Source organism: Dyella sp. S184, from assembly GCF_009766065.1.
Taxonomy (GTDB): Bacteria; Pseudomonadota; Gammaproteobacteria; order Xanthomonadales; family Rhodanobacteraceae; genus Rhodanobacter.
Genome location: NZ_LMUE01000002.1, coordinates 917,642 through 939,510 on the forward strand (window position 1 = coordinate 917,642; position 21,869 = coordinate 939,510).

The 21,869-nt window shown below is 60.7% G+C and carries 21 protein-coding genes; 12 read left to right on the forward strand and 9 right to left on the reverse strand.

Annotation, left to right across the window (positions count from 1 at the left end; genetic code table 11):
- Window positions 1–23: 23 nt before the first annotated feature.
- The 12 genes from GSQ75_RS03915 (at window position 24) to GSQ75_RS03970 (ending at window position 13,076) form a co-directional block, all read left to right on the forward strand.
- Entirely contained in the window at window positions 24–2,405 is a 2,382-nt protein-coding gene (locus GSQ75_RS03915; RefSeq protein WP_158753201.1) for a DUF1631 family protein, read from the forward strand.
- The gene (locus tag GSQ75_RS03920; RefSeq protein WP_158753202.1) at window positions 2,402–2,761 is read left to right on the forward strand and encodes a PilZ domain-containing protein; all 360 of its coding nucleotides are present in this window, start codon (window positions 2,402–2,404) and stop codon (window positions 2,759–2,761) included. Before GSQ75_RS03915 ends, GSQ75_RS03920 begins: the two co-directional genes overlap by 4 nt.
- A 163-nt stretch (window positions 2,762–2,924) precedes the next feature.
- Complete coding sequence (gene pepQ, locus GSQ75_RS03925; protein ID WP_158753203.1) at window positions 2,925–4,232, forward strand: Xaa-Pro dipeptidase; 1,308 nt, start codon at window positions 2,925–2,927, stop codon at window positions 4,230–4,232.
- Between the two features lie 239 nt (window positions 4,233–4,471).
- A complete protein-coding gene (gene cydP, locus GSQ75_RS03930; protein ID WP_254058422.1) occupies window positions 4,472–4,654 on the forward strand; it encodes a cytochrome oxidase putative small subunit CydP in 183 nt (60 codons plus the stop codon).
- The gene (locus GSQ75_RS03935) at window positions 4,651–6,216 is read left to right on the forward strand and encodes a cytochrome ubiquinol oxidase subunit I (RefSeq protein ID WP_158753205.1); all 1,566 of its coding nucleotides are present in this window, start codon (window positions 4,651–4,653) and stop codon (window positions 6,214–6,216) included. The genes cydP and GSQ75_RS03935 overlap by 4 nt, the downstream gene beginning before the upstream one ends.
- Before the next feature lie 10 nt (window positions 6,217–6,226).
- On the forward strand, window positions 6,227–7,357 hold the full coding sequence (gene cydB / locus GSQ75_RS03940) for a cytochrome d ubiquinol oxidase subunit II (protein ID WP_158753206.1): 1,131 nt from the start codon (window positions 6,227–6,229) through the stop codon (window positions 7,355–7,357).
- 15 nt (window positions 7,358–7,372) lie between these two features.
- A complete protein-coding gene (gene cydX / locus GSQ75_RS03945) occupies window positions 7,373–7,513 on the forward strand; it encodes a cytochrome bd-I oxidase subunit CydX (RefSeq protein WP_158753207.1) in 141 nt (46 codons plus the stop codon).
- Window positions 7,514–7,792: 279 nt separating this feature from the next.
- Complete coding sequence (locus GSQ75_RS03950) at window positions 7,793–8,350, forward strand: GNAT family N-acetyltransferase (RefSeq protein ID WP_158753208.1); 558 nt, start codon at window positions 7,793–7,795, stop codon at window positions 8,348–8,350.
- A gap of 515 nt (window positions 8,351–8,865) precedes the next feature.
- Window positions 8,866–9,381 (forward strand): spore coat U domain-containing protein, encoded by a 516-nt coding sequence (locus GSQ75_RS03955; protein ID WP_158753209.1) that lies wholly within the window; start codon window positions 8,866–8,868, stop codon window positions 9,379–9,381.
- A 70-nt stretch (window positions 9,382–9,451) separates the two neighbouring features.
- Window positions 9,452–10,234: a fimbria/pilus periplasmic chaperone gene (locus GSQ75_RS03960; protein WP_158753210.1), complete on the forward strand. Its 783-nt coding sequence runs from the start codon at window positions 9,452–9,454 to the stop codon at window positions 10,232–10,234.
- Window positions 10,235–10,284: 50 nt separating this feature from the next.
- Window positions 10,285–12,507, forward strand: coding sequence for a fimbria/pilus outer membrane usher protein (locus GSQ75_RS03965; protein WP_158753211.1), 2,223 nt, complete (start codon window positions 10,285–10,287; stop codon window positions 12,505–12,507).
- Between the two features lie 29 nt (window positions 12,508–12,536).
- A complete protein-coding gene (locus GSQ75_RS03970; protein WP_256369797.1) occupies window positions 12,537–13,076 on the forward strand; it encodes a spore coat U domain-containing protein in 540 nt (179 codons plus the stop codon).
- A 143-nt stretch (window positions 13,077–13,219) separates the two neighbouring features.
- On the opposite strand, the gene GSQ75_RS03975 is transcribed toward GSQ75_RS03970, so the two are convergent.
- From GSQ75_RS03975 to GSQ75_RS04015, 9 genes are all read right to left on the reverse strand, one after another.
- Complete coding sequence (locus tag GSQ75_RS03975; protein WP_216840595.1) at window positions 13,220–14,668, reverse strand: NAD(P)H-hydrate dehydratase; 1,449 nt, start codon at window positions 14,666–14,668, stop codon at window positions 13,220–13,222.
- Window positions 14,669–14,787: 119 nt separating this feature from the next.
- Entirely contained in the window at window positions 14,788–15,522 is a 735-nt protein-coding gene (locus GSQ75_RS03980) for a hypothetical protein (RefSeq protein ID WP_158753213.1), read from the reverse strand.
- Window positions 15,519–15,776: a hypothetical protein gene (locus GSQ75_RS03985; RefSeq protein ID WP_158753214.1), complete on the reverse strand. Its 258-nt coding sequence runs from the start codon at window positions 15,774–15,776 to the stop codon at window positions 15,519–15,521. Before GSQ75_RS03985 ends, GSQ75_RS03980 begins: the two co-directional genes overlap by 4 nt.
- A gap of 42 nt (window positions 15,777–15,818) precedes the next feature.
- Window positions 15,819–16,853, reverse strand: a complete 1,035-nt coding sequence (locus tag GSQ75_RS03990) for a zinc-dependent alcohol dehydrogenase (RefSeq protein ID WP_158753215.1) — start codon at window positions 16,851–16,853, stop codon at window positions 15,819–15,821.
- A gap of 57 nt (window positions 16,854–16,910) precedes the next feature.
- Window positions 16,911–18,362, reverse strand: coding sequence for an NAD(P)(+) transhydrogenase (Re/Si-specific) subunit beta (locus GSQ75_RS03995; RefSeq protein ID WP_158753216.1), 1,452 nt, complete (start codon window positions 18,360–18,362; stop codon window positions 16,911–16,913).
- Between the two features lie 9 nt (window positions 18,363–18,371).
- Complete coding sequence (locus tag GSQ75_RS04000; RefSeq protein ID WP_158753217.1) at window positions 18,372–18,728, reverse strand: NAD(P) transhydrogenase subunit alpha; 357 nt, start codon at window positions 18,726–18,728, stop codon at window positions 18,372–18,374.
- 33 nt (window positions 18,729–18,761) lie between these two features.
- Window positions 18,762–19,940, reverse strand: coding sequence for an NAD(P) transhydrogenase subunit alpha (locus GSQ75_RS04005; protein ID WP_158753218.1), 1,179 nt, complete (start codon window positions 19,938–19,940; stop codon window positions 18,762–18,764).
- Window positions 19,941–20,010: 70 nt separating this feature from the next.
- Window positions 20,011–20,370: a muconolactone Delta-isomerase family protein gene (locus GSQ75_RS04010; protein ID WP_158753219.1), complete on the reverse strand. Its 360-nt coding sequence runs from the start codon at window positions 20,368–20,370 to the stop codon at window positions 20,011–20,013.
- A 111-nt stretch (window positions 20,371–20,481) separates the two neighbouring features.
- Window positions 20,482–21,864 (reverse strand): NAD-dependent succinate-semialdehyde dehydrogenase, encoded by a 1,383-nt coding sequence (locus tag GSQ75_RS04015; protein ID WP_158753220.1) that lies wholly within the window; start codon window positions 21,862–21,864, stop codon window positions 20,482–20,484.
- Between the last annotated feature and the right edge of the window lie 5 nt (window positions 21,865–21,869).

Sequence of the window (21,869 nt, forward strand, 5' to 3'; positions counted from 1 at the left end):
CGGGGAATAGACAGGTTTCATTCATGAATGTCGGACAGGATCGACGCGGCTTGCCTGCGTTCCATCAAACTGCCCGCCTCAGCATCGGGCGCTGGCCCGCGCGTGCGCAACGGTTGCTGGAAGCAAGTTACAAGCTTTGCGTGGATGGGCTGCACGAGCCGCTGCGGCAGTGTCTGGGCGATTTCGAGCAGCAGCTGTTCGCACAGGCCGAGCGTGCACGCCAGCATACCCAACAGCAGGACTACTACAGCAGCCGGCAGCGTGTGCTGCAGGATCATATCCAGTTCGAACAGCGCTTCAACGAGCAACTCGCCGCCACCTTCAATGCGCTGGATACCACTGCCGCCGCGCCCACCACGGCTAGCGCAAGCGCAACCGCAACCAGGGAAAAGGCCTGGCAGTCACTCGAGCTGCTCGATCCGGTAGCGCAAGAGCTGACCATGGCGGTGGACCAGCTGGGTGCACGCGGCGAAGTCCGTCACAGCGGCGTGCTCTACGAACTGGGTTATCGGCTGGCGGTATTGATCAGCGCGCCACCCCTGGAAGGGGTAAAACTGCCGCTGGGGCCGCACGCCCTGGCGGAGGCCTTTCACCAGGCCAGCAGCGAGCTGGAACTGCCGCTGGCACACCAGCTGATGCTGCTGCAAAGCTTTGACCAGTGGGTGATCCAGCCCCTGGCGCGTCTATACGACGCGATCAATGCGCAGCTGCAGGAAGACGGTATCTTGCCGCAATTGCGCAGCATCCCGATCCCGCGTCACCTCAGCAACAAGCAATCGCGTCCCGCCAGAAAAGAGAGCGCAGCGGCAGCGCTCGATGAAGCCGCCCATCCCGCCGACACCACGGCCGCTTCTTCAGGCTCAGGCGGCTCGATCGAAGTGCTGGAATCCCTGCGCGACCTGCTGGCACAGCAGCGTACCAACCAGGCCAGCGCAACCGGCCAGCCGGCCGGACTGGTCGCCGGCCCGGAAGAGCTGCAGATCGCGCTGGGCGCGTTGCAGCAGCATCTGGCCCAGGTCACCGATCACGCCAGCCGCGAACTGCGCAGTGCGGCCCGATTGCGCGAGGAGTTGCTGACCCAGCTCAATATCGGCAAGCCCAGTGGTGCACCGCGTACCCAGCTCAGCAACGAACAGGGTGACACCGTGGAACTGGTCGCGATGCTGTTCGAGCAGCTCGGCCAGCAGTTGCAGCAAGGCGGCAATGCACGCGCCCTGCTCGGCGACATGCAGTTGCCGGTTCTGCGCATGGCCGTAGCCGACCAGGATTTTTTCGAAAAACGCGAGCATCCCGCGCGCAAGCTGCTGGATACGGTGACCGCCGCCGCCAACGACTGGCTTGACGGTAGCGACGACGAAAGCAACCGGCCGCTGGCGAACAAACTCGAGCAACTGGTGGCGCGCGCCAGCCAGGAACCACCCAGCGCGGGTCTGTACACCACCCTGCTGGCCGACATCGAGCACCACTTGGGCCTGCTCACGCGCAAGGCACAAGCCGCCGAGCGCCGCCACGTGGAAGCCGCGCAGGGGCGCGAACGGCTGGATCAGGCGCGTCATCGCGCGGGTCAGCTGATGGCCGAGCGCTTTGCGCAGTCACCACCACGCGGCCTGCTGCGCGCGCTGCTGGATCGAGCCTGGTCGGACGTGCTGGCGCTGACCCTGCTGCGTCATGGCGAGGACAGCGAAGCATTCGGGAAACAGCTGGCGATCACCGACCAGCTGCTCGGCCGACTGCCCGTAGGTGACCGGCTGCAATTGCAGCAGAACGTGGAAAACGGCCTGCAGCAGATCGGCATGCACGCCGAGGAAGCCGAGCAGGTGGCGCAGCGACTGCTGGGTACGGAAAAGCCCGATGCCGCGGTGGAGCTGCCCAGTGCCACCGATCTCGCCATGCGCCTGAAGCAGCATCAGCGTCTTGGCGAGCATCAGTCCACTCAACCCACTGCGCCCACCACACCTGCTGTCCCATCCGCTCCGTTCATTCCGCCCACCAAGCATGAGCCGACCGTGGCTGCGGTGCAGGCGTCCCATGCGACGCAGTCGGCCCATCCGGCGCAGGCACCGGAGCCAAGTCCGCGTGAACGGCGCATCGAGCAGCACCTGGGCAAGCTGCCGTTCGGCAGCTGGTTCGAATTCGTCGACCCGACCACCGGGCAGATCGCACGGCGCAAGCTGGCCTGGCATTCGCCGATGTCCGGCCGCTGCCTGCTGGTCAGCCGGCGCGGCCAGCGTGGCGAGGAAATGACCCTGACCCAGCTCGCCCATGAAATTGCCGCCGGCCGCGTGTGTGAAGTGCCCGAGCAGCGCGAGAGCATGCTCGATCGCGCCTGGCGCGGCCTGACCGGCAACCTGCGCCAGTCGGCCGCCAAGCGACTTGCTGCCACCCAGGAACCCGACCGTCGATGAGTCAGCAAAACGACATCAGCAACCAGCGTCGCGCCGAGCGCAAGCGCACCTCGACCACGGCCATTGTGACCGACACGATCAGTGGCTTGCCGATCGGACATGTGGGCAACCTTTCCAGCAGTGGCATGCTGCTGATCACGGCGCAGGCACCGCGCAGCGAGGCGATCTATCAGGTCAGCCTGAGCCTGCCAACCGCGGGACGTGCACTGGTGCAATCGCAACCGATCGAAGCCGGCATCCAGGAACAATGGCACGAGCCCGCTGCCAGTTCCGGGCAGATCTGGGGTGGCTACCGGATCGTGGCGATCAGCGAATCCGACGCCGCCCGGCTCGACAGCTGGCTTGCGCAAGCCTGACGCTCACGGCCTGAGCCACTGGAAGTGATGGCGATGGCGCGCGATCATGGGCGCCTTCCTTTCCCTATCCCACGTCATCCCACCCCACGCCATCGCGGGCATGTCGGGCCCGGCACGCGAATGCCCCTGCCGCAGATGACGTAGCTTGCCTGCAGGAATCACCGTGCACGATCAACTCGCTTCGCTCTATCCCGCGCATCTGGCCACACTGCGCGAACACGCCGACCACGCGCTCGCATTTGGCGGCTTCGACCACTTCGTAATCGCCGCCGGTACACCGCTGCGAAAATTTCTCGATGATCAGGACTACCCGTTCAAGGTCAATCCGCACTTCAAGCACTGGCTGCCGCTGACCGATGCCCCAGGTAGCTGGATCGCCTACACACCAGGCAGCAAGCCGAAGCTGATCTTCCTGCAGCCGCGCGACTACTGGCATGTAGTGCCGCAGGCGCCGGATGGCTACTGGGTGGAACATTTCGACGTCGTGATCGTGCGCAGCGCCGCCGATGCGGTGGCACAACTGCCTGCCGGCAACTGTGCAGTAATCGCAGCCGACGGCGATGGCGTCGAGGCGAACAACCCGTCGACCGTACTCGATTACCTGCACTGGCATCGCAGCTACAAGACACCGTACGAACTCGCCCTGATGCGCGAAGCCAGCCACATCGGCGCGCGCGCGCATCGCGCAGCCGAAGCAGCATTCCGTGCCGGCCGCAGCGAGTTCGGCATCCACCTGACCTACCTCGCTGCCGCGCGCCAGACCGATGCCGAGCTGCCGTACTCCAGCATCGTCGGCCTCAACGAACATGGCGCGGTGCTGCACTACACGAACTTTGATCGCATACCGCCGGTGCACAGCCGCTCGTTCCTGATCGACGCCGGCGCCAGCGCGGCCGGTTACGCCAGCGACATCACGCGCACCTACGCCACGCCACAAGCGGCGGAATTTCAGGCGCTGATCGACAGCGTCGATGCCGCCCAGCAGGGCTTCGTGGCAAAAGTGCGCGCCGGGCAGAGTTATCCCGAGCTGCACATCCACGCCCATCACGTGCTGGCCGGCGTACTGCGCGAACACGGTTTCATCCGCATGAGCGCGGAGAGCGCGGTCGAATCCGGTGTCAGCAGCGCGTTCTTCCCGCACGGCCTCGGCCATCCGATCGGCCTGCAGGTACACGACGTCGGCGGCTTCCAGCAGAGTGAACGCGGCGGCAGCATCGCGCGGCCCGCCGGTCACCCCTACCTGCGCATGACTCGCGTGCTGGAACCCGGCATGGTGGTGACGATCGAGCCGGGCCTGTACTTCATCGACATGTTGCTGGCCGAACTGCGCGAGAAGCCGGTATCCGCCGACATCGACTGGGCAAAGGTCGACGCATTCCGCCAATACGGCGGCATCCGCATCGAGGACGACGTGGTGTGCACCGATGGCACGCCGGAAAACCTCACCCGCGATGCGTTCGCGCCGACCTGAGCGCACCGATGCGGCCTCTTTTGCAGAAACGCCCCCTATCCACGAATAATCTTTACCTCAATCGTAACAACAGCATTCGTGCACTGGTTTGTTCTACATACTGCGACGATCCGCCACTGCGACATTGCTCCGCATAGGTGTAACAGCGTTAGAGCGTATGCTGACGTGCAGCTACTGCTCGGATTCGTCGCATGCCTCGCTCAGCGCTTTCCAGCTCTTCGATTCAAGATGTAAATGTTTTGCGTCGTCCGCTGCGCCGGGTGACGCTCGAGCTGTTCGTTGTCATCGCACTCAAGATCGCGCTGCTGCTGCTGATCTGGTGGCTGCTCTTTGCGCCACACCCGAAACCCGATACCCGCCCGGCCGCGATCGCGCGTCGGCTGGCACCCGCCGCACCCACCCCACCTGCAGGCCATCCATGATCATCGATACCGATGTCGTCACGTTGTCACGCCTGCAGTTTGCGCTGACCGCGCTCTACCACTTCCTGTTCGTGCCGCTGACGCTGGGCCTGGTGTGGATGCTGGCGATCATGGAGAGCGTCTACGTGATGACCGGGCGCGAGGTATGGAAGCGCATGGTGCAGTTCTGGGGCGTGCTGTTCGGCATCAACTTCGCGATGGGCGTGGCCACCGGTGTGACGATGGAGTTCCAGTTCGGCATGAACTGGGCGTACTACTCGCATTACGTGGGCGATATCTTCGGTGCGCCGCTGGCGATCGAGGGGATGATGGCGTTCTTCCTCGAAGCAACCCTGGTTGGCGTGTTCTTCATGGGCTGGGAGCGCATCTCGCGGATCAAGCACCTGCTGGTGACCTGGTTCCTGGCGCTGGGTACCAGCCTGTCGGCGCTGTGGATCCTGGTCGCGAACGCGTGGATGCAGCATCCGGTCGGTGCCGCGTTCAATCCGCAGACGATGCGCATGGAAGTGACCTCGTTCTCCGAGGTGCTGTTCAATCCGGTGGCGCAGGACAAGTTCGTGCACACGGTGAGCGCGGGCTACGTGATGGGTGCGATGTTCGTGCTGTCGATCAGCGCCTGGTACCTGCTGCGCGGGCGCAATGTCGACTTCGCCAAGCGTTCGATGACGGTGGCAGCGAGTTTCGGACTGGCTGCGGCGCTGTCGGTGGTGGTGCTGGGCGACGCATCCGGCTACACCGTGTCGCTGAACCAGAAGATGAAGATGGCCGCGATCGAGGCGATGTGGCACACCGAACCGGCACCGGCCTCGTTCACCCTGATCGGCATCCCGGACGTGCAGCAGCGCACGACGCACTTTGCAGTGAAGATTCCCTGGGTGATGGGCCTGATCGGCACCCATTCGACCGACCAGACCATGCCCGGTATCGCCGAGCTGGTGGACACCGCCAAGGGCCGCATCGGCAACGGCATCCAGGCCTATGACGCGATGCTGATGCTGCGCCAGGACAAGGACAACGCGCAGGCCAAGGCCACCCTCGCCGCGCACGACGAGGATCTGGGCTATGCCCTGCTGCTGAAGAAGTACGTCGATGACCCGCGACAGGCGACGCCGGCGGATATCCAGCAGGCCGCCGACAGCACGATCCCGAATGTGCCGGTGCTGTTCTGGGCGTTCCGCATCATGGTCGGCTGCGGCTTCTATTTCATCGCGCTGTTCGCGTTTTCGTTCTGGAAGGCGAGCAAGCGCCAGCTGGATAGCCAGCGCTGGTATCTGCGCTTGGCGCTGTGGAGCCTGCCGCTGCCGTGGGTGGCGATCGAGCTGGGTTGGATCGTTGCCGAATACGGCCGCCAGCCGTGGGCGATCGAAGGTGTCTTGCCGACCGCGCTTGGCGTGTCGTCGGTCAGCGCCGGTCAGGTCCTCACTTCGCTCGGAGGCTTCGTGCTGTTCTACACCGCGCTGGCGATCGTCGACGTGATGCTGATGCGGAAATTCATCCGCAAGGGGCCGGACGGTTTGGGCATCTGGCCGCCTGTCGACCCCTCCACCGCGGCTGGTCACTGAGGATATCGCCATGCTCGACTACACCACGCTGCGGGTGATCTGGTGGGCCCTGCTCGGCACCCTGCTGATCGGCTTCGCGATCATGGACGGCTTCGATTTCGGCGTCGCCGGCCTGCTCAAGATCCTGGGCCGCGACAACGAAGAACGGCAAGTGCTGCTGGAGGGCATCGAACCGACCTGGGAGGGCAACCAGGTGTGGTTCATCCTCGCCGGCGGGGCGACGTTCGCGGCCTGGCCGACACTTTATGCCGTGTCGTTTTCCGGCATGTATCTGGCGATCGCGCTGGTGCTGCTGGCCTTTATCCTGCGCCCGGTTGGCTTCAATTTCCGCGGCAAGATCCATGATCCACGCTGGGCGTCGCTGTGGGACTGGGTACTCACCGGTTCCGGAGTGGTGGTGATGCTGGTCGCCGGCGTTGCGTTCGGCAACCTGTTCCTCGGCGCGCCGTTCCGGTTCGACGGCGACTTGCGCATGAGCTGGCATGGCGGTTTCTTCGAGCTGCTGCATCCCTTCGCACTGCTGTGCGGTCTGGTCTCGCTGAGCATGCTGCTGGCGCACGGTGCCTGCTGGGCGGCGTTGAAGGCCGACCACGCGATCGCGGTGCGCGCGGTGAAGATCGCGCGCTGGATGACGCTGATCTATGCCGCCCTTTACGTGCTGGCCGGTATCTGGGTGGCTTATGGGCTGTCCGGTTACGCGATAGGCAGCCCCATCGTGACCGACGGCGCCTCCAATCCGCTCTACAAGCAGGTCGCCGTCGGTGGTAGCTGGTTTGCCAGCTACATGCAATATCCGTGGTTCTGGATCGCACCGGTCCTGGCGCTGGTCTCGGCCGTCGGCGTACAGGCGTTGATCGGCCGGCGCAGCGTTGCCGGCTTCATCGCCAGCAGCCTGATGGTCGGCAGCACGATCGCCTCGGCCGGTTTCGCGCTGTTCCCCTTCCTGCTGCCGTCCAGCCTCGATCCGCGTTCCAGCCTCACCGTATGGGACGCGTCCTCCAGCCAGGGCACCTTGCAGTTGATGCTGATCGTCACCGTCGTGCTGCTGCCGATCGTTTTGCTCTATACCAGCTGGGTGTACCGCGTGATGCGCGGGCGGGTCACCCTCGAACAGGTGCGCAAAGCGCATGGCGGTTATTGAAAGGAGCGCAAGCTGATGTGGTATTTCTCATGGATACTCGGACTGGGACTGGCCTGTGCCTTCGCCATCCTCAATGCGATGTGGTACGAGGTGCACGCCACCGATATAGCGAACCGCGAGCGCAATGATGCGGAATTGCCGGACGAACTGAGCTAGCGTTCAGCAGTTTTGTCTCATCTGCGACCTCATTTTGCGCTCAGTGCGATAGCGCACAGACGTACAAGCTCCCACACGCGCATCGTATTGACATGGTTGTCGGCTTGAATCCGACGCTATTCGATTTTTGCTTGCCAAGCTACCCCGTAAACCGTTTGCGGTATTGGTTTCTATCGATCTCGATTGGACTTTGGTGTTGCGGGTGTTGGCGAACGATGATCTTGGATGCTCTGGTGATTACCGACCGAGCCGCGTTTAGCTACTGAAGGAGATCGCACAATGTCAGCCATTCCAACCGGGCAGCCACCAAGCATTGCTGAACTTGAAGGCGATCATTGGCTCGAAAAGTTGAGCGACGGAAGTCGTGTATTGCTAAGGCCGATTCGTCCCGAAGATCGTGAGCGCGAAAGAAAATTCATCGATCGGTTGTCGTCTGAATCGCGCCATTTTCGCTTTCTCGGCGAGATTCGTGAGGCGAGCCCATCGCTGCTTGACCAACTTGTAAACATCGACTACCACAACAGCATGGCCTTCGTCGCTCTGGTGCACGACAACGGCACCCTGCGCGAGGTCGGGGTGAGCCGTTACAGTGCTTCGGGCGACGACAAACATTGCGAGTGTGCAGTGACGGTCGCCGACGACTGGCAACGTCGGGGTCTAGGCGTTGCATTGATGCGACATCTAATCGACTTGGCGCGCCAAAATGGCTTTCGTCAGATGTTCTCGATGGACTCTGCAGCCAACGAACCGATGCGTGAGCTGGCTAAGTACCTTGGCTTTCGATGCACGCGCGATTCGGAAGATGCCACCCAAGTCATGCATACCCTTGTTTTGTGATGTGAATCGACAAGATTGGTCGCCCGAAGGAGCCTTCAATCACTGGATCGCAAGAGGCGCGACTGGAATATCGGGCATAAAGAACGCTCACCAGTCAGTTTCTATGGAGAGTCTGTTGCAGCGAGAACGTGCTGTGTGAGGCATGAAAGATCGAAGAAGCATTCAAGCTTACTTCTGGGCGTCTACGATAAGTGCCAGCGCATAGACCGACGCGCCATCGTTGAGCTTCTAACTGCGATGGATACGGTATCTCTTGAGCATTACCCGAATGGCAACACCCACTTTGGCACGTCAATGCGAGAAGCATAGTAAAGGTGACGGGGTTCGTACTTTTTAATGGCAGGATGTGTCACTGATGATCCACAACGAATATTGCTTTGATTCCTGCGGGCCGGAACCATCGCGTCGCAAACCGGCCCAGTGCCTGCTTTAACCGTTTCAAAGGGGGCATGGCACGTAGCTTGCGTACGGTTTCCATGCAAAGCATTTAAACCTAACCAAAGAGAATCGCCATGATGTTCAAAAAAACCCTGCTTGCCACCGCCGTACTCGTTTTCGGTGGTTTTGCCATCAATGCCTCAGCCGCAACGCAACCAACTTCCTTTGCAGTCACTGCAACCGTCATCAATGACTGCGTCATCAGCAGTACCAATATTGCGTTTGGTAACTATGATCCGACCGTCGCCACCGTTATCACGGCGCAGGGTGCGGTCACCGCCTTGTGCACCATGGGTGACGTTGTCTCGGTAGGCCTCAACCAAGGCCTTACCCCGGGTACCGGTTCAACTGCAGCGGTGCCCGTCCGCCAGATGGTCAACGGCACCAACGATCTGCCCTATCACATCTATATCGCCAGTAGCGGCACCACGGAATGGGGCACCGGAACGGTAGGTACCAACGAACCGGCAGCGCAGACCTCGGCCAGCGTCCTCATCCCACTCAGTTTCGTGACCTATGGCTCGCTGCCGGCCCACGCAAATGTACCGGCTGGCAGTTACAGCGACACGGTCGTTGCCACGGTGACGTACTGAGGCAGCTTCATGGGCGGAATGGCGTTTTCGTCATTGACCGTATGCCACTTCCGCCCTGGAAGCTTCTGCCATGATTCGTCACCACACTATCGCCGGCGCCCAAACCCTGATCGGATTTCTGTTTGTCATGGTGCTGTCAGTGGCGAGCGCCGCCACGTTTTCCGTAAGCCCGACCCGGGTCGAGCTGGATGCTCGTCACCGTGCTGCCATCCTCACCTTCAGCAATAGCGGTGACGAGCCGTTGCGCATGCAGGTTCGCACGATGCGCTGGAGCGTGGCAGCCGATGGCCAATGGCAACTGATTCCCAGCGATGATCTGATCGCCACCCCTGAGTTGCTCGAGATCGCTCCGGGACATAGCGTGCAACTGCGTATCGGCAGCTTGCTTGATGCCGGTGCCAGCGAAGCAAGTTATCGCTTGCTGATCGATGAGCTTCCCAATCTCTCCGACAACAAATCGGTGCACAGCCCGGAGATCAAGGTGCTGACCCAGGTGAGTCTGCCGGTCTTTGTCGAGCCTGCGCAGGTCACACGTTCGCCAGTGTTGAGTGCGGCAACTATCGAACATGGCGTCATGGTGGTTGGCATAAGTGACAAAGGTACCCAGCGGCTGGACCCGCAGAGTGTCAAGGTAACCGTGACCGATCGCATGGGCCATGTACTCGGCCAGCACGACCAGATCGCGAACTATGTCCTGCCAGGCAGCACATGGTTCTTGCGCATGAAATGGCCGGCTAATATTTGTTCGCGCATAGCATCGGTGTCGGTGTCCTGGCCAGGCATGGCAAACACATCGCTCACTCACCCCATCAGTACAGGCGCCGAGGCATGCGAGGGCATAAGTTCTCTCTGATCTGCCTCGCACTGCTCGCAGCCACTCCACTCATGGCGCAGCCAGACAAAATGTTGCTGGAACTTTGTATCAATGGCAGTTGCTATGGCACCGCTTTCGTAGTCGTGCGCAACCAGCACACCCTGGTAGACGAAGACGCACTCCAGCGCGCCCATCTGCCCTTGCAAAACACACAGGAACAGACCATCGGATCCAGGCACTTCGTCGACATGAGCGCCTACGACCGCGGCAGCCAAATTCAATTGGATGAGGCTAGTGGCCGGTTGTCGGTGACCTTACCCGCCAGTGCGTTCGGAAATCACATAGTCGATCTGAATCCGCGCCCTTCAAAACTTACGCCAACAGCGGTGCCCAGCGCCTTCGTCAACTATGCGCTTAACGTCGGTACACAACGCAGTGACTCCTATGTGTATCTCGATGCCGGCCTCGCTTATGGGCAGGGGCTGTTGCGCGACAACCCTTCCTGGAATCCGACCGAGGGATTCTCCCGAGGCCTGACCCGGTTCGAATACGATGACACCGATAATATGCAACGCTGGACCATCGGTGATCAGTACGCCTATTCCAGCGATGGCCTCGGTGGCACGGCTCTGCTGGGCGGTATCGGTGTTGCACGCGCCTTTGATCTCAACCCGTATCTGATTACCTTTCCACAGCCAACCATCAGCGGGCTGCTACAAGCGCCAGGTACGCTCGACGTCTATGAGAACGGCGTTCTGGTGGGACAGCGTCAGGTTCCTGCAGGTCCATTCAATCTGGCCAGTCTTGGACTGGGCGCTGGCGCCAACAACGTGCGTGTCGTGGTGCAGGATCCATTTGGCGGCACCACTGTACTGCAGCAGAACTTCTACGGCGCCAGCCAGATGCTGGCACAGGGCCTCAGCGATTACGCCTACGAGGTTGGCATAGAGCGTACTTCCACACTGGCCAATGGCTATGAAGCCGGTCGAGGCGTGCTGTTGGCGCGTGAAAACTATGGCTTCACCGATGATGTGACTGCCGGTTATCGGGTCGAGGCCGAGAATGGCTTGGTCAATGCGGGCACGTCCGTGAGTCTGCGTCTACCCTTGGGCGTTCTGAGCACCGGTCTTGCTGCCAGCGATGCTGACGGATCCAGTGGTCATGGCAGTTCAGTGGCCTATCAGTTCAACGACCGCTATTTCAGTTTCGGCGCGGGGATGCAGGTGTACTCCAGCGCCTATCGCCGAGTCGGCGACGAATTGTTGCCGACATCCTTCCTGTCGCGCCGCGTGAGCTATGTCGACGCTACTTGGAATCCCGTATCGCGTCTGAGCCTGCAGATCAGTGCCGGAAATACCCTCTACAACGGTGGCACACAGCAACGCAACATGGGTCTCAACAGTGCGCTTAACCTGGCTGGCGGCATGTCGTTGACGCTCGGCCTCAACCGGCAGCTCAATCACCCTGGCGCCAACGACAGTCAGATAATGCTCAATTTGGTGATCTCGTTCGGCCACAGCAGCATCGGTTTCAATGCCACCCACGATGGCATCAATGGCAACAGTTACGGGTTATCCGCGCAACGCTCCGTCCCATCCGATAATGGTTGGGGTTACTCCGTCAATGCACAGAACGGAGATGAAGGCGCTTCCGGAATCGGCCAACTGGATTACCAGGGGAAGTATGGACTCGTGCAGCTAACGGACCAGCGCTTTGGCGGCCAAAGCAACGGCAGCATGCTGGTTTCCGGCAGCCTGGTCGCGCTGGACGACCATGTCTACGCGGGCCGCGTGCTGCAGAGCGGTTACGCATTGATCGAGACGCCCGGCACACCCGATGTCGAAATCACCCGCGAAAACCAACCCATCGGCAAAACCGATGCCGATGGCAATCTGCTGGTCACCAACTTGCTTCCTTACCAGGCGAACAAGGTCGGCATCGACCAGAACAGCGTGCCACTGCAGGACCAGATCGACACCACCGACCAGATCATCAGTGTGCCGCGTCTGGGCGGAACGATTGTGCGTTTCGGTGTACACGCGCTGCACGCTGCACGAGGCGTGCTGCTACTTGATGGCAAGGTCGCACAATATGGCAACGCCACGCTCAAGACAAAGGACACCACCATGAAGACCCTGATCGGTCTGGATGGCAGCTTCTACTTCTCCGATCTGCCCGCTGGCAATTACGCATTACAAGCCGAGACGGCAGATGGCGATATGCGTTGTGCCTTCACTATGCCGAACAACACGCATCCCTTGACTAATCTGGGAAAAATCGCCTGCACTCGCATTACCGGAGTGACACCATGAGACCGGGGCTGCGCCACCTACTGCTCTGTATGCTGCTGTTGACTGCGAGCAGTTTCAGTTCACCACTCTGGGCGAGTGCTACCACTACTTGCACGATAAGCGACATGGGCGTTGCCTTCGGCAGCTACGATCCGACGATTGGAACCGCCACTGCAGCCAACGGAAGCATCACTGTCACATGTACGCCAGGTTGCGTTTTATATGTCCTTGTTTGTTTGAGCGGGTATGAAGGAGTGGATGCCACCATCAGCCTGTCACCCAGCAGCAGCAATGGCTTGTTCGCGCCCCGGCAGATGCTTAGTGGTGGCGGCCAAATGCTCGCCTACAATCTCTACCTGGATGTAAATCACACCATGATTTTTGGCAATGGAAGCTCCGGTACGAGCGACGTCACTTACTGCTTTACTGGCGTTAACATTGCCAGTTGCAGTGGCGCTACTTACACAGGCAGTCCAGCCGGCGCAAATAGTCAATCGCAGTCCTTTCCGGTTTATGGTCTTTTGCCCGCCAGTCAAAATGTGAGCGCGGGTGCTTATACCGATACGCTTACGGCAACCGTCACTTTCTAAGCACCGGTATGTCATGGCCAGGGAACGTACAGTTCCAGAAATCGCTTTACGAGTTTGCGTGACCCGAAGCTTACCGAGATTGAACGGTATGAAGTCCATGCAGCGATAAATCGACTAGTTGCTCAATGCTCGCTGAGCAATTATCAGTTCGCGTTTGAAGCCAGCCGTTGGAATACACGCGGAAGCATATCTGGCAAATCTTCCGCTAGCAGACCTGGTCCGAATTCGGCTGCGGCGGCACCGTGCAACCACACACCTGCGGCGGCGGCAAGAAATGCTGTCATGCCCTGCGCCATCAGGCCGAGAATGATGCCGCCGAGTACGTCGCCTGAGCCGGCCGTCGCTAGCGTTGCCGGTGCGTTGGTATTGATGATCGCGTTGCCATCCGGTGCGGCAATCACGGTGTCGCTGCCCTTCAACACGACGACAGCACCGCTGCGCTTGGCGGCCGCACGTGTGCGCGCAAGCTTGTCGCCCGCAGGATCGAACACCCGTCGGAATTCGCCGTCGTGCGGTGTCAGCACACAGGGGCCTTTGATTGCCCGATCAAGCGCGCTGGGATTGTCCTGGAATACGGTGATGGCATCGGCATCGATGACCGTGGGGCAACCCGTGGCAAGCATGGCCAAGGTGCGCCCAAGTGTTTCCTTGTCCGCTCCTGCACCCGGGCCGATCAGCCACGCCGAAAACCGGCTGCGATTCAGCAGGTGCAGGAAATCGTCCGGCGTCACGATAGGCCGGACCATGATGCTGACCAGCGACGCCGAGTAGATGCGGAGTGCCACTTCGGGCACTGCAATAGTGGTCAGCCCTGCGCCAGCTCGCGCGGCGGCACGGGCAGCCATTCGCGCTGCACCGGTCATTGGGTAACCACCAAAGATCAGCGCGTGACCACGGGTGTGCTTGTTGGCCTCATCCGATATCTTGGGCAAGTCGGCGCGCCAAAGACACGGATCATTCTCGAATGTCGTGGGAACAATCGCTTCCAGCGCCGACAACGGCGTACCGATATCAGTCACGATCACCTCGCCACATAAGTTGCGCGCGGGTAGTAATAGATGACCTGGCTTCTTGCGGAAAAACGTCACTGTCAGCGCGGCGCGCACGGCTCCCATGACTTCACCCGTATTCCCCATCACGCCGCTGGGTACGTCGATGGCAATGATCGGCGCTCCATGATGGGCCGCCGCAGCCAGCGTCTCCAGTGCAGCGCCGGTGAGCGCGCGACTCAACCCCGCACCAAATAGCGCGTCAACGATCAACTCGGCACCTTTCAGTACGTTCGGATCGAGCGTTTCGACTTTGCCCTGCCAGCACTCCGCGTGGCGACGTGCTTCACCTTTCAAATCATTGCGTGAGCCGAGCATCGCGATCCGAACCGGCCAGCCTGCTTCGACAAGCTGCTGTGCCACCGCAAAACCATCACCGCCGTTATTACCTGGCCCGCACAGCACCAGCAGCGGACGCGAGGTCCAGCGCGAAGTGATGACGCCGGCCACGGCGGTGCCCGCATTGGTCATCAGGTCGAACGACGAAATGCCCGCGTTGACCGACAGAAGGTCTGCTTCGCGCATCTGAAGGAGATCGAGCAAGGCAGTCTCGCTGTTCAGCAAGGTTCGCTTTACTTCTAATGCTGGCGGCAAACAGCTCGGCTTTTGCACGCTAGGAGATTTAGCCGCCGCTGGGCAAGTATCGGTATGACAGCGCATCATCATGCCGTCTGCTCGGCGATTTCCAGGAGTTTAGCTGGGGTGATGCTGGATAAATCGGCGACCACTTCGCGGACGACGCGTGCATAGGTATCTGGATCACACGCGCGCAGATGCTCGACCAAGTGGTGCGCCGCGTTGCTGTGGCCGGTGCCATGGCCAACCACGACGATGCTTCCACCGATCGCCAGCGCCGACGCAATGCGTGCATAGAAGCCAGGATCTTCCGGTGCGCGCTGGCCGCGCTCACGGTCCTGATCCTTATGCGCGAGGTGATGCAGGAAGTGATGAGGGTCGCAAGGTTTGATTTCCTGTCGGGTAACGTCGCGCGGATCCGCGCCGATGTGATAAATGTTCGCCTCGTGGTGATCCACGACCACCAAAAAGCTCGTTGGTTTTTGAGTGGCTTCGCAAGGTGTACCCATTTCACCCTTCGCCGACCAACCTGCCCGCTGCAGAAATTTCCGCAGCTGGACCACTTCCAACCCGGTCAGATCCTTGCCGTGTGGCTGATGCATCAACTGGCATTCGCCACCGACTTGCAGCATCCACTTGTCGTTGTCCTTATGCTCTACCTCACCAAGAACCTCGAATAACGCGAGTGCATCGCCCCACTCGATATTTTGCGCCGAGGGATGGCGAAACAGCGTTTCCAGCGTGCGTCGCTGCGATGTAGCGGGGGGCGATGACTCAGCTGGCAGCGATTTGTCGCGTTTTTCCATGTGCGAGGCTTTCATGAAGTGGTCCATGACTGGTGATACGTGTGGTGCACGCCATACGTCGCGAGGCTGGTGAGACGTCGCTCACCCATCATCTGCGCCTCATCCAGCGCATCGCTCTTCATCTCGTGTTCGATGCCGCCCTGAATCGACTCGACCAGCTCTTTTCCGGGACCGGTGATGGTGTAACTGGACCGATAGGTTTTTTCACCATCAAAACCTTTTGCTGGAACCGCGGAAAAGGTGATCGCGTATCCATTCATGTTTTTCATGGCCGTGCTCCGATCGGTGGCAAGAATTGAGGCGGAACCCGATCAAAGCGGGCCAAAATCGAGCACTACACGCGACGGCACGTCGCCCTTTTGCAAACGATCAAAAATATCGTTGATGGCTGTCAACGGCTGCAGCTCGATATCCGCCTTGACCTTGCCTTGCGCCGCGAAGGCCAGGCATTCGGCCATGTCCGCGCGATTGCCGACGAACGAGCCGCGCACGGTGATGCAGTTGGCCACCACGTCGAACAGCGGCACGGGAAATTCGCCCGGCGGCAGCCCGACCAGAACACAAGTACCGTGCTTGCGCGTCATGCCGACGCCCTGCTTGAACGCACCCAGCGACGGCGCGGTAATCAATACGCCATGCGCGCCGCCGTCAGTGGCTGCCCGCACCGCTTCGATCGGGTCGCCATTCTTCGCATTGACCACGACATCAGCACCCAACCGGGTAGCGTGCGCCAGCTTGCCGTCATCAATATCGACGCCACAGACCTTCAATCCCATAGCCTTCGCATATTGGACGGCCAAGTGACCTAGTCCGCCGATGCCGGAGATGGCAATCCACTGCCCGGGCCGGACGTCAGCCACCTTGATGCCCTTGTAGGTCGTGATGCCGGCGCAGATGATCGGCGCGGCTTCCTTTGCGGCCAGATCGTGTGGTACGTGCGCGACATAGTCGGGATCGGCCAGGATGTATTCGGCAAAACCGCCGTTCTTGGTATAGCCGCCGAATTCGGCCTTCGCGCAAACCGTCTCCCACGCGGTAAGGCAGTATTCGCAATGACCGCAGGCCGAATAGAGCCACGGCACGCCGACGCGCTCACCCTCCTTCACGCTGATGACGCCAGCACCCAGCGCAACCACAATGCCGATACCCTCATGACCGGGAATGAAAGGCAAGGGCGGCTTCAGCGGCCAGTCGCCGCGCGCAGCGTGCAGGTCGGTATGGCAAACGCCGCAGGCTTCGGTCTTGACCAGGATCTGGCCCGGGCCTGGCGTGGGGACGTCCCACTCGCGCAAAACCAGGGGTTTGCCGAAGGCTTCGACGACGGCAGCATGCATTTGACGGGTCATGATGGGATACCTGGGGATGGGAGGAGCTATTCCGTTACTAATGCGCGTCATCGGGTATTACGCGGCGGCGGAAAGGCCGAGGCCACGTACGGCTTCGATCATCATTGCCATCACCGCCTGGGCGTCGCCGTAGACCATGTTGCAGTTGTCCGCATAGAACAGCGGATTGACGATGCCGGCGTAGCCTTTGCCCTCGCCGCGCTTGACCACGTAAACCTGCTTGGCCTTGTCGGCGTTGAGAATCGGCATGCCGAATATCGGCGAAGTCTTGTCGGTGCGCGCAGACGGATTGACCACGTCGTTGGCACCGATGACGAGCACGATGTCGGTATTGGAGAAATCTTCGTTGATGTCTTCGAGCTGGAAGATCAGGTCATACGGCACGCCGGCCTCGGCCAGCAGCACGTCCATCTGCCCGGGCATGCGGCCGGCGACCGGATGCACGGCGAAACGCACTTTGACGCCCGCGGCGATCAGCAGCTTCACGAACTCATACAGCTTTTGCTGCCCCTGGGCCGCGGCGAGACCATAGCCTGGCACGACGATCACGCTACTCGCATAGCGCATCGCGATACCCGCATCGCCAGCCGCTGTCGGCTTCAGGCTACCCTTGATCGCGCCCTGCTTCTGTTTGGCCACATCGCCGAAATTGGTAAACAGCACATTGCTTACCGAACGGTTCATCGCCTTGGCCATCAGCAGGGTCAGCAGAATGCCTGCCGCACCGACCAGCATGCCGGCGATCATCAACGCTGGGGTCTGCAACACAAAACCTTCCAGGCCAACGGCAAGCCCGGTGAAGGCGTTATAGATCGAGATCACCACCGGCATGTCGGCACCGCCGATCGGCAGAGTCATCAAAATGCCGAACAGCATCGCACAACCGAAGAACAGCCAGATGAGACCCTGCATCGGCAGGATAGGCACGCTGCCGCTCTGTTCAATAAAGATGATGTAGAGGCCGGCCACCAGCGTGAACAGCATTACCACCGCGTTGATGATCTGCTGACCTTTGATGCGCAGTGGCTTTTTCAGCACTCCCTGTAATTTGGCCCACGCGATCAGTGAGCCGGACAGCGATACCGCGCCGATCAACGCACCGAGCAGGGTCACGCCCAGCTGCGTGATACCGTGCGCGCGGCTGCCGAACAGCTCCATCGCGGCGATGGCGCCAGCAGCACCACCGCCCATGCCGTTGTAAAGCGCGACCATCTGCGGCATCGCTGTCATCGCGACCTTGCGTCCGCCCCACCACGACAGGCCGCCGCCAATCGCCAAGGCAACAAGAGCCAGTCCGATGTTGATCGGTAAATGGGGTTTGGCCGCGGCACTGACATCGAACAGATAGAGAAAGCTGGCGATAACCGCGGCGGCCATGCCAACACCGGCAACCTTGATGCCGTTGGGCGCCGTCACCGGCGAGGACATTCGCCACAGTCCGAACATCAGCAGAAAGGCGACCGCAATACCAACGGCATCGATGACTAATGAGGGAAGCATCGTGGGCATGTCCGTTCCTCAACCTTTCTTCGGCTGTTTGGCTTTGGTGCGGTGTGCGACAGTCTTGTGGGCGGTAGCGTGCGCGCCCTGGTGGCCGCTGGTCTGAAACATCGCGAGCATGCGATCGGTCACGGCGTAGCCGCCGGCGGCGTTGCCAGCGCCAAGCAGCACGGCGACAAAGCCGATGCATTGTTCCAGCACCGTGCTGGCGTTGAGCAGCGCATAGAGTCCGCCGATCACGACGATGCCATGCACGAAATTGGAGCCGGACATCAGCGGCGTGTGCAGGATCGCCGGTACGCGACCGATAATGACCCAGCCGGCAAACGCGGCAAGCATGAAAATGTAAATGGCAACAAAGCCGTCAATGGTCATGGGGTTTCCGGAGCAAGATCATGAGCGATCCGCTCATGCTGCTTTTGTGGTGGGTGGTGTTGCAGCTTGCTGGCCTGCTTTGGAGGTTTTGTCCGCATCGGTAGCAGCAGACAGCGGCTTCTTCAGCGTACCGGCGTGCGTGAGCGCGGTGCCGGCGAGCACTTCGTCAGTCCAGTCGATGGTGATGATGTTGTCCTTCATCATCAGCGCCAGCAGGTTGTACTGGTTCTTGGCATAGAGTTCGCTGGCATCTTCGCCGAGCAACGACGGCACGTTCAGCGGCGCCACGATCGTGACCAGACCGACCGTGGTTGTTTCTCCGGGCACGGTGTCCTCGCAGTTGCCGCCGCCCTCAGCGGAGAGGTCCACAATGACGGCCCCGGCTTTCATGCCGGCGACTTGTGCCTTGCTGATCAGCTTCGGTGATGGCTTGCCGGGAATGGCCGCCGTGGTGATGACCAGGTCAGCCTGCTGGATATGCTTGGTCAGCACGTCGGCGACCTTGGTCTTTTCTTCCGGCGTGAGTTCGCGTGCATAGCCGCCCTTGCCGGTGGCATCGATTCCGGTATCGACAAAGGTGGCACCCAACGACAGCGCCTGCCCTTGTGTATCCGGCCGTACGTCATAGCCCTCCACCACGGCACCCAGTCGATGCGCCGTTGCGATGGCCTCCAGGCCGGCGACACCGAGCCCCATCACCAGGACCTTGGCGGGTCCGATCGCCCCAGCAGCCGTAGTTATCTTGGGCAAGATGCGCGCCAGGTGCGTCGCGCCAAGCTGCACAGCGTAATAGCCAGCCAATGCCGACTGACTGGATAGCGCGTCCATCGACTGCGCGCGCGAGATGCGCGGCACGCGTTCCATCGCGAAGCAGGTGATTTTTTTATCTAGCAGCTTCTGCACCAGTGCCGGATGCTTCTCTGCGTAGATAAACGAGACGAGAATGGCGCCTTCCTTCATTGCGTCGATCACCTCGATGGCCGGTGGCTGCACGGCGAGAACGACATCGGCGTCGCTGACCAGACGCCGTCGTTCCTTGACGAAGGCGACATCCTTGTACGTGCCATCAGGCAACTGGATGGCGTTGCCAGCGCCACACTGCATGTACAGCTTGGCGCCGAGTTTGATCAGTTTGGGTGCGACCGATGGCGTCAATGCCACGCGACGCTCGTGCGGCTGGGTTTCTTTGAGAATGGCAACGTTGACGTACATCGGAAGCTCCGTGGTTGGAATGAACGACTGGCGACCGACCGGCGAAGGCCAAAACTCGAATCCAGGACGTTCAAGCGATGCGTGCGTGCGACTCGTCCGCCAGGGGGATGACGCGCTGCTGAAGCAGCGCCTGCAGATGCGGTCGGCGATCACTGAATTCGATCAATGGCGTGACTCGCGTATAAGCCACCGACCACAGCGGAATACTCGACACAAGCTCATCCAGATGCTGCGCAGACTCCACCTCGGCGATGAAGCGCAGCGCGATACTGCCAGCCACCGGACCGCCGGCCAGAATGCAGCCCTGCTTGACCAGTGCTTCCGCACGGTCCAGCGTCGGAAAGAGCACTTCCTCGACAAAGGCGTGTGCGGCGACGACGTCCAACCGTTGGCCGGTTTTCGGATGATCCAGTTCGACAAGAAATTTCATGTGCGTGGCCTATCAGTGGCATGTCTTTCGGTGCATGGATCCAAACCATCCGCTGCGGCCATTCGCCCAAGATGGGGCGCTTGCAAGGAAGCGCCCTATCCAACGCAACGATCAGACCGGCGCTTCGACCTTGGCGTAGCGCACCAGCTTCTTGTTGACGAACTCCTGGATGCCCATGTCGCCGAGCTCGCGCCCGTAGCCGGAATCCTTGACGCCACCGAACGGAAGCTCGGCATCGGACCAGCTGATGTTGTTGATGAACATCATTCCGGTGTTGACGCGGCTGGCAACGCGGCGACCGCGCTCGATGTCCCTGGTAAACACCGATCCGCCCAGCCCAAAGTCGGAATCGTTGGCCAGCTCGATCGCTTCGTCCTCGTCCTTGACGCGGAAGAACATCGCCACCGGTCCGAAGAATTCATCACGGAACGCGGGGTTATCCTTCGCCACGTCGATAAGAATGGTGGGATGCATGAATGAGCCCGGACGGACCACGCGTTTGCCGCCAAGGATGACGCGTGCACCGTGTGCCACAGCGTCATCGACCTGCTTCAGCAGTTGCACCAGCGCCGATTCGGTCGAAAGCGGTCCCATGGTGGTTTTCTCGTCAAGCGGATCGCCGGCTTCCAGCGCGCCAAGCGCGGCGGAAAATCGCTCGAGAAACTTGTCCGCGATCTTGTCCACGACGATGAAGCGCTTGGCCGCACAGCAGGTCTGTCCCGTGTTGTACATGCGACCCCACACGGCCCACGGAATGGTGTGATCGAGGTCGGCATCTTCCAGCACGATGAACGCATCACTGCCGCCCAGCTCCATCGACGACGGCTTGAGGTTCTGCCCTGCCCGCGCTGCGATACTGCGACCGGCATCCACGCTACCGGTCAAAGCCACGCCCTTGATGCGATCGTCGTCGACGACCTTGTCCGACTGCGCGTGTGAGATCAGCAGGTTGGTGTAGAGGCCGACGGGCGCACCGGCATCGATAAACAGCTTTTCGAACGCGATGGCACACTGCGGCACGCAACCGGCGTGCTTGATCACCAGCACGTTGCCTGCCATGAGATGCGGGCCGGCTACGCGAGCGAGCTGGTAATACGGAAAGTTCCATGGCTCCACGCCGAAGATCACGCCGATCGGGCTGCTCTCCATATGCGCATCGCCGATGGTCGGATTGAGCTTCTGCGGCGCGAGGAAGCGCTCGGCGTTCTTCGCGTAATACGCCAGGATATCGGAACTGAACTTTACTTCGCCGCGAGCCTCATCGATGCGCTTGCCCATCTCCAGCGTCATCGTGTGCGCGAACTCGTCCACACGTTCGCCTAGCAGCTTGGCGGCATTGGCGACAATCTTGGCGCGCTCGGCGTAGCTGGTGTGCTTCCAGGTCTTGTAGCATTTCTCAGCTGCCACCAGTTTCTCTTCCAGCTCCTTGTCGGTGAGTTCGTCGAAGCTCTTCAGGAGCTTGCCGTTGAACGGATTAACGCTTGAATAAGCCATGAGGT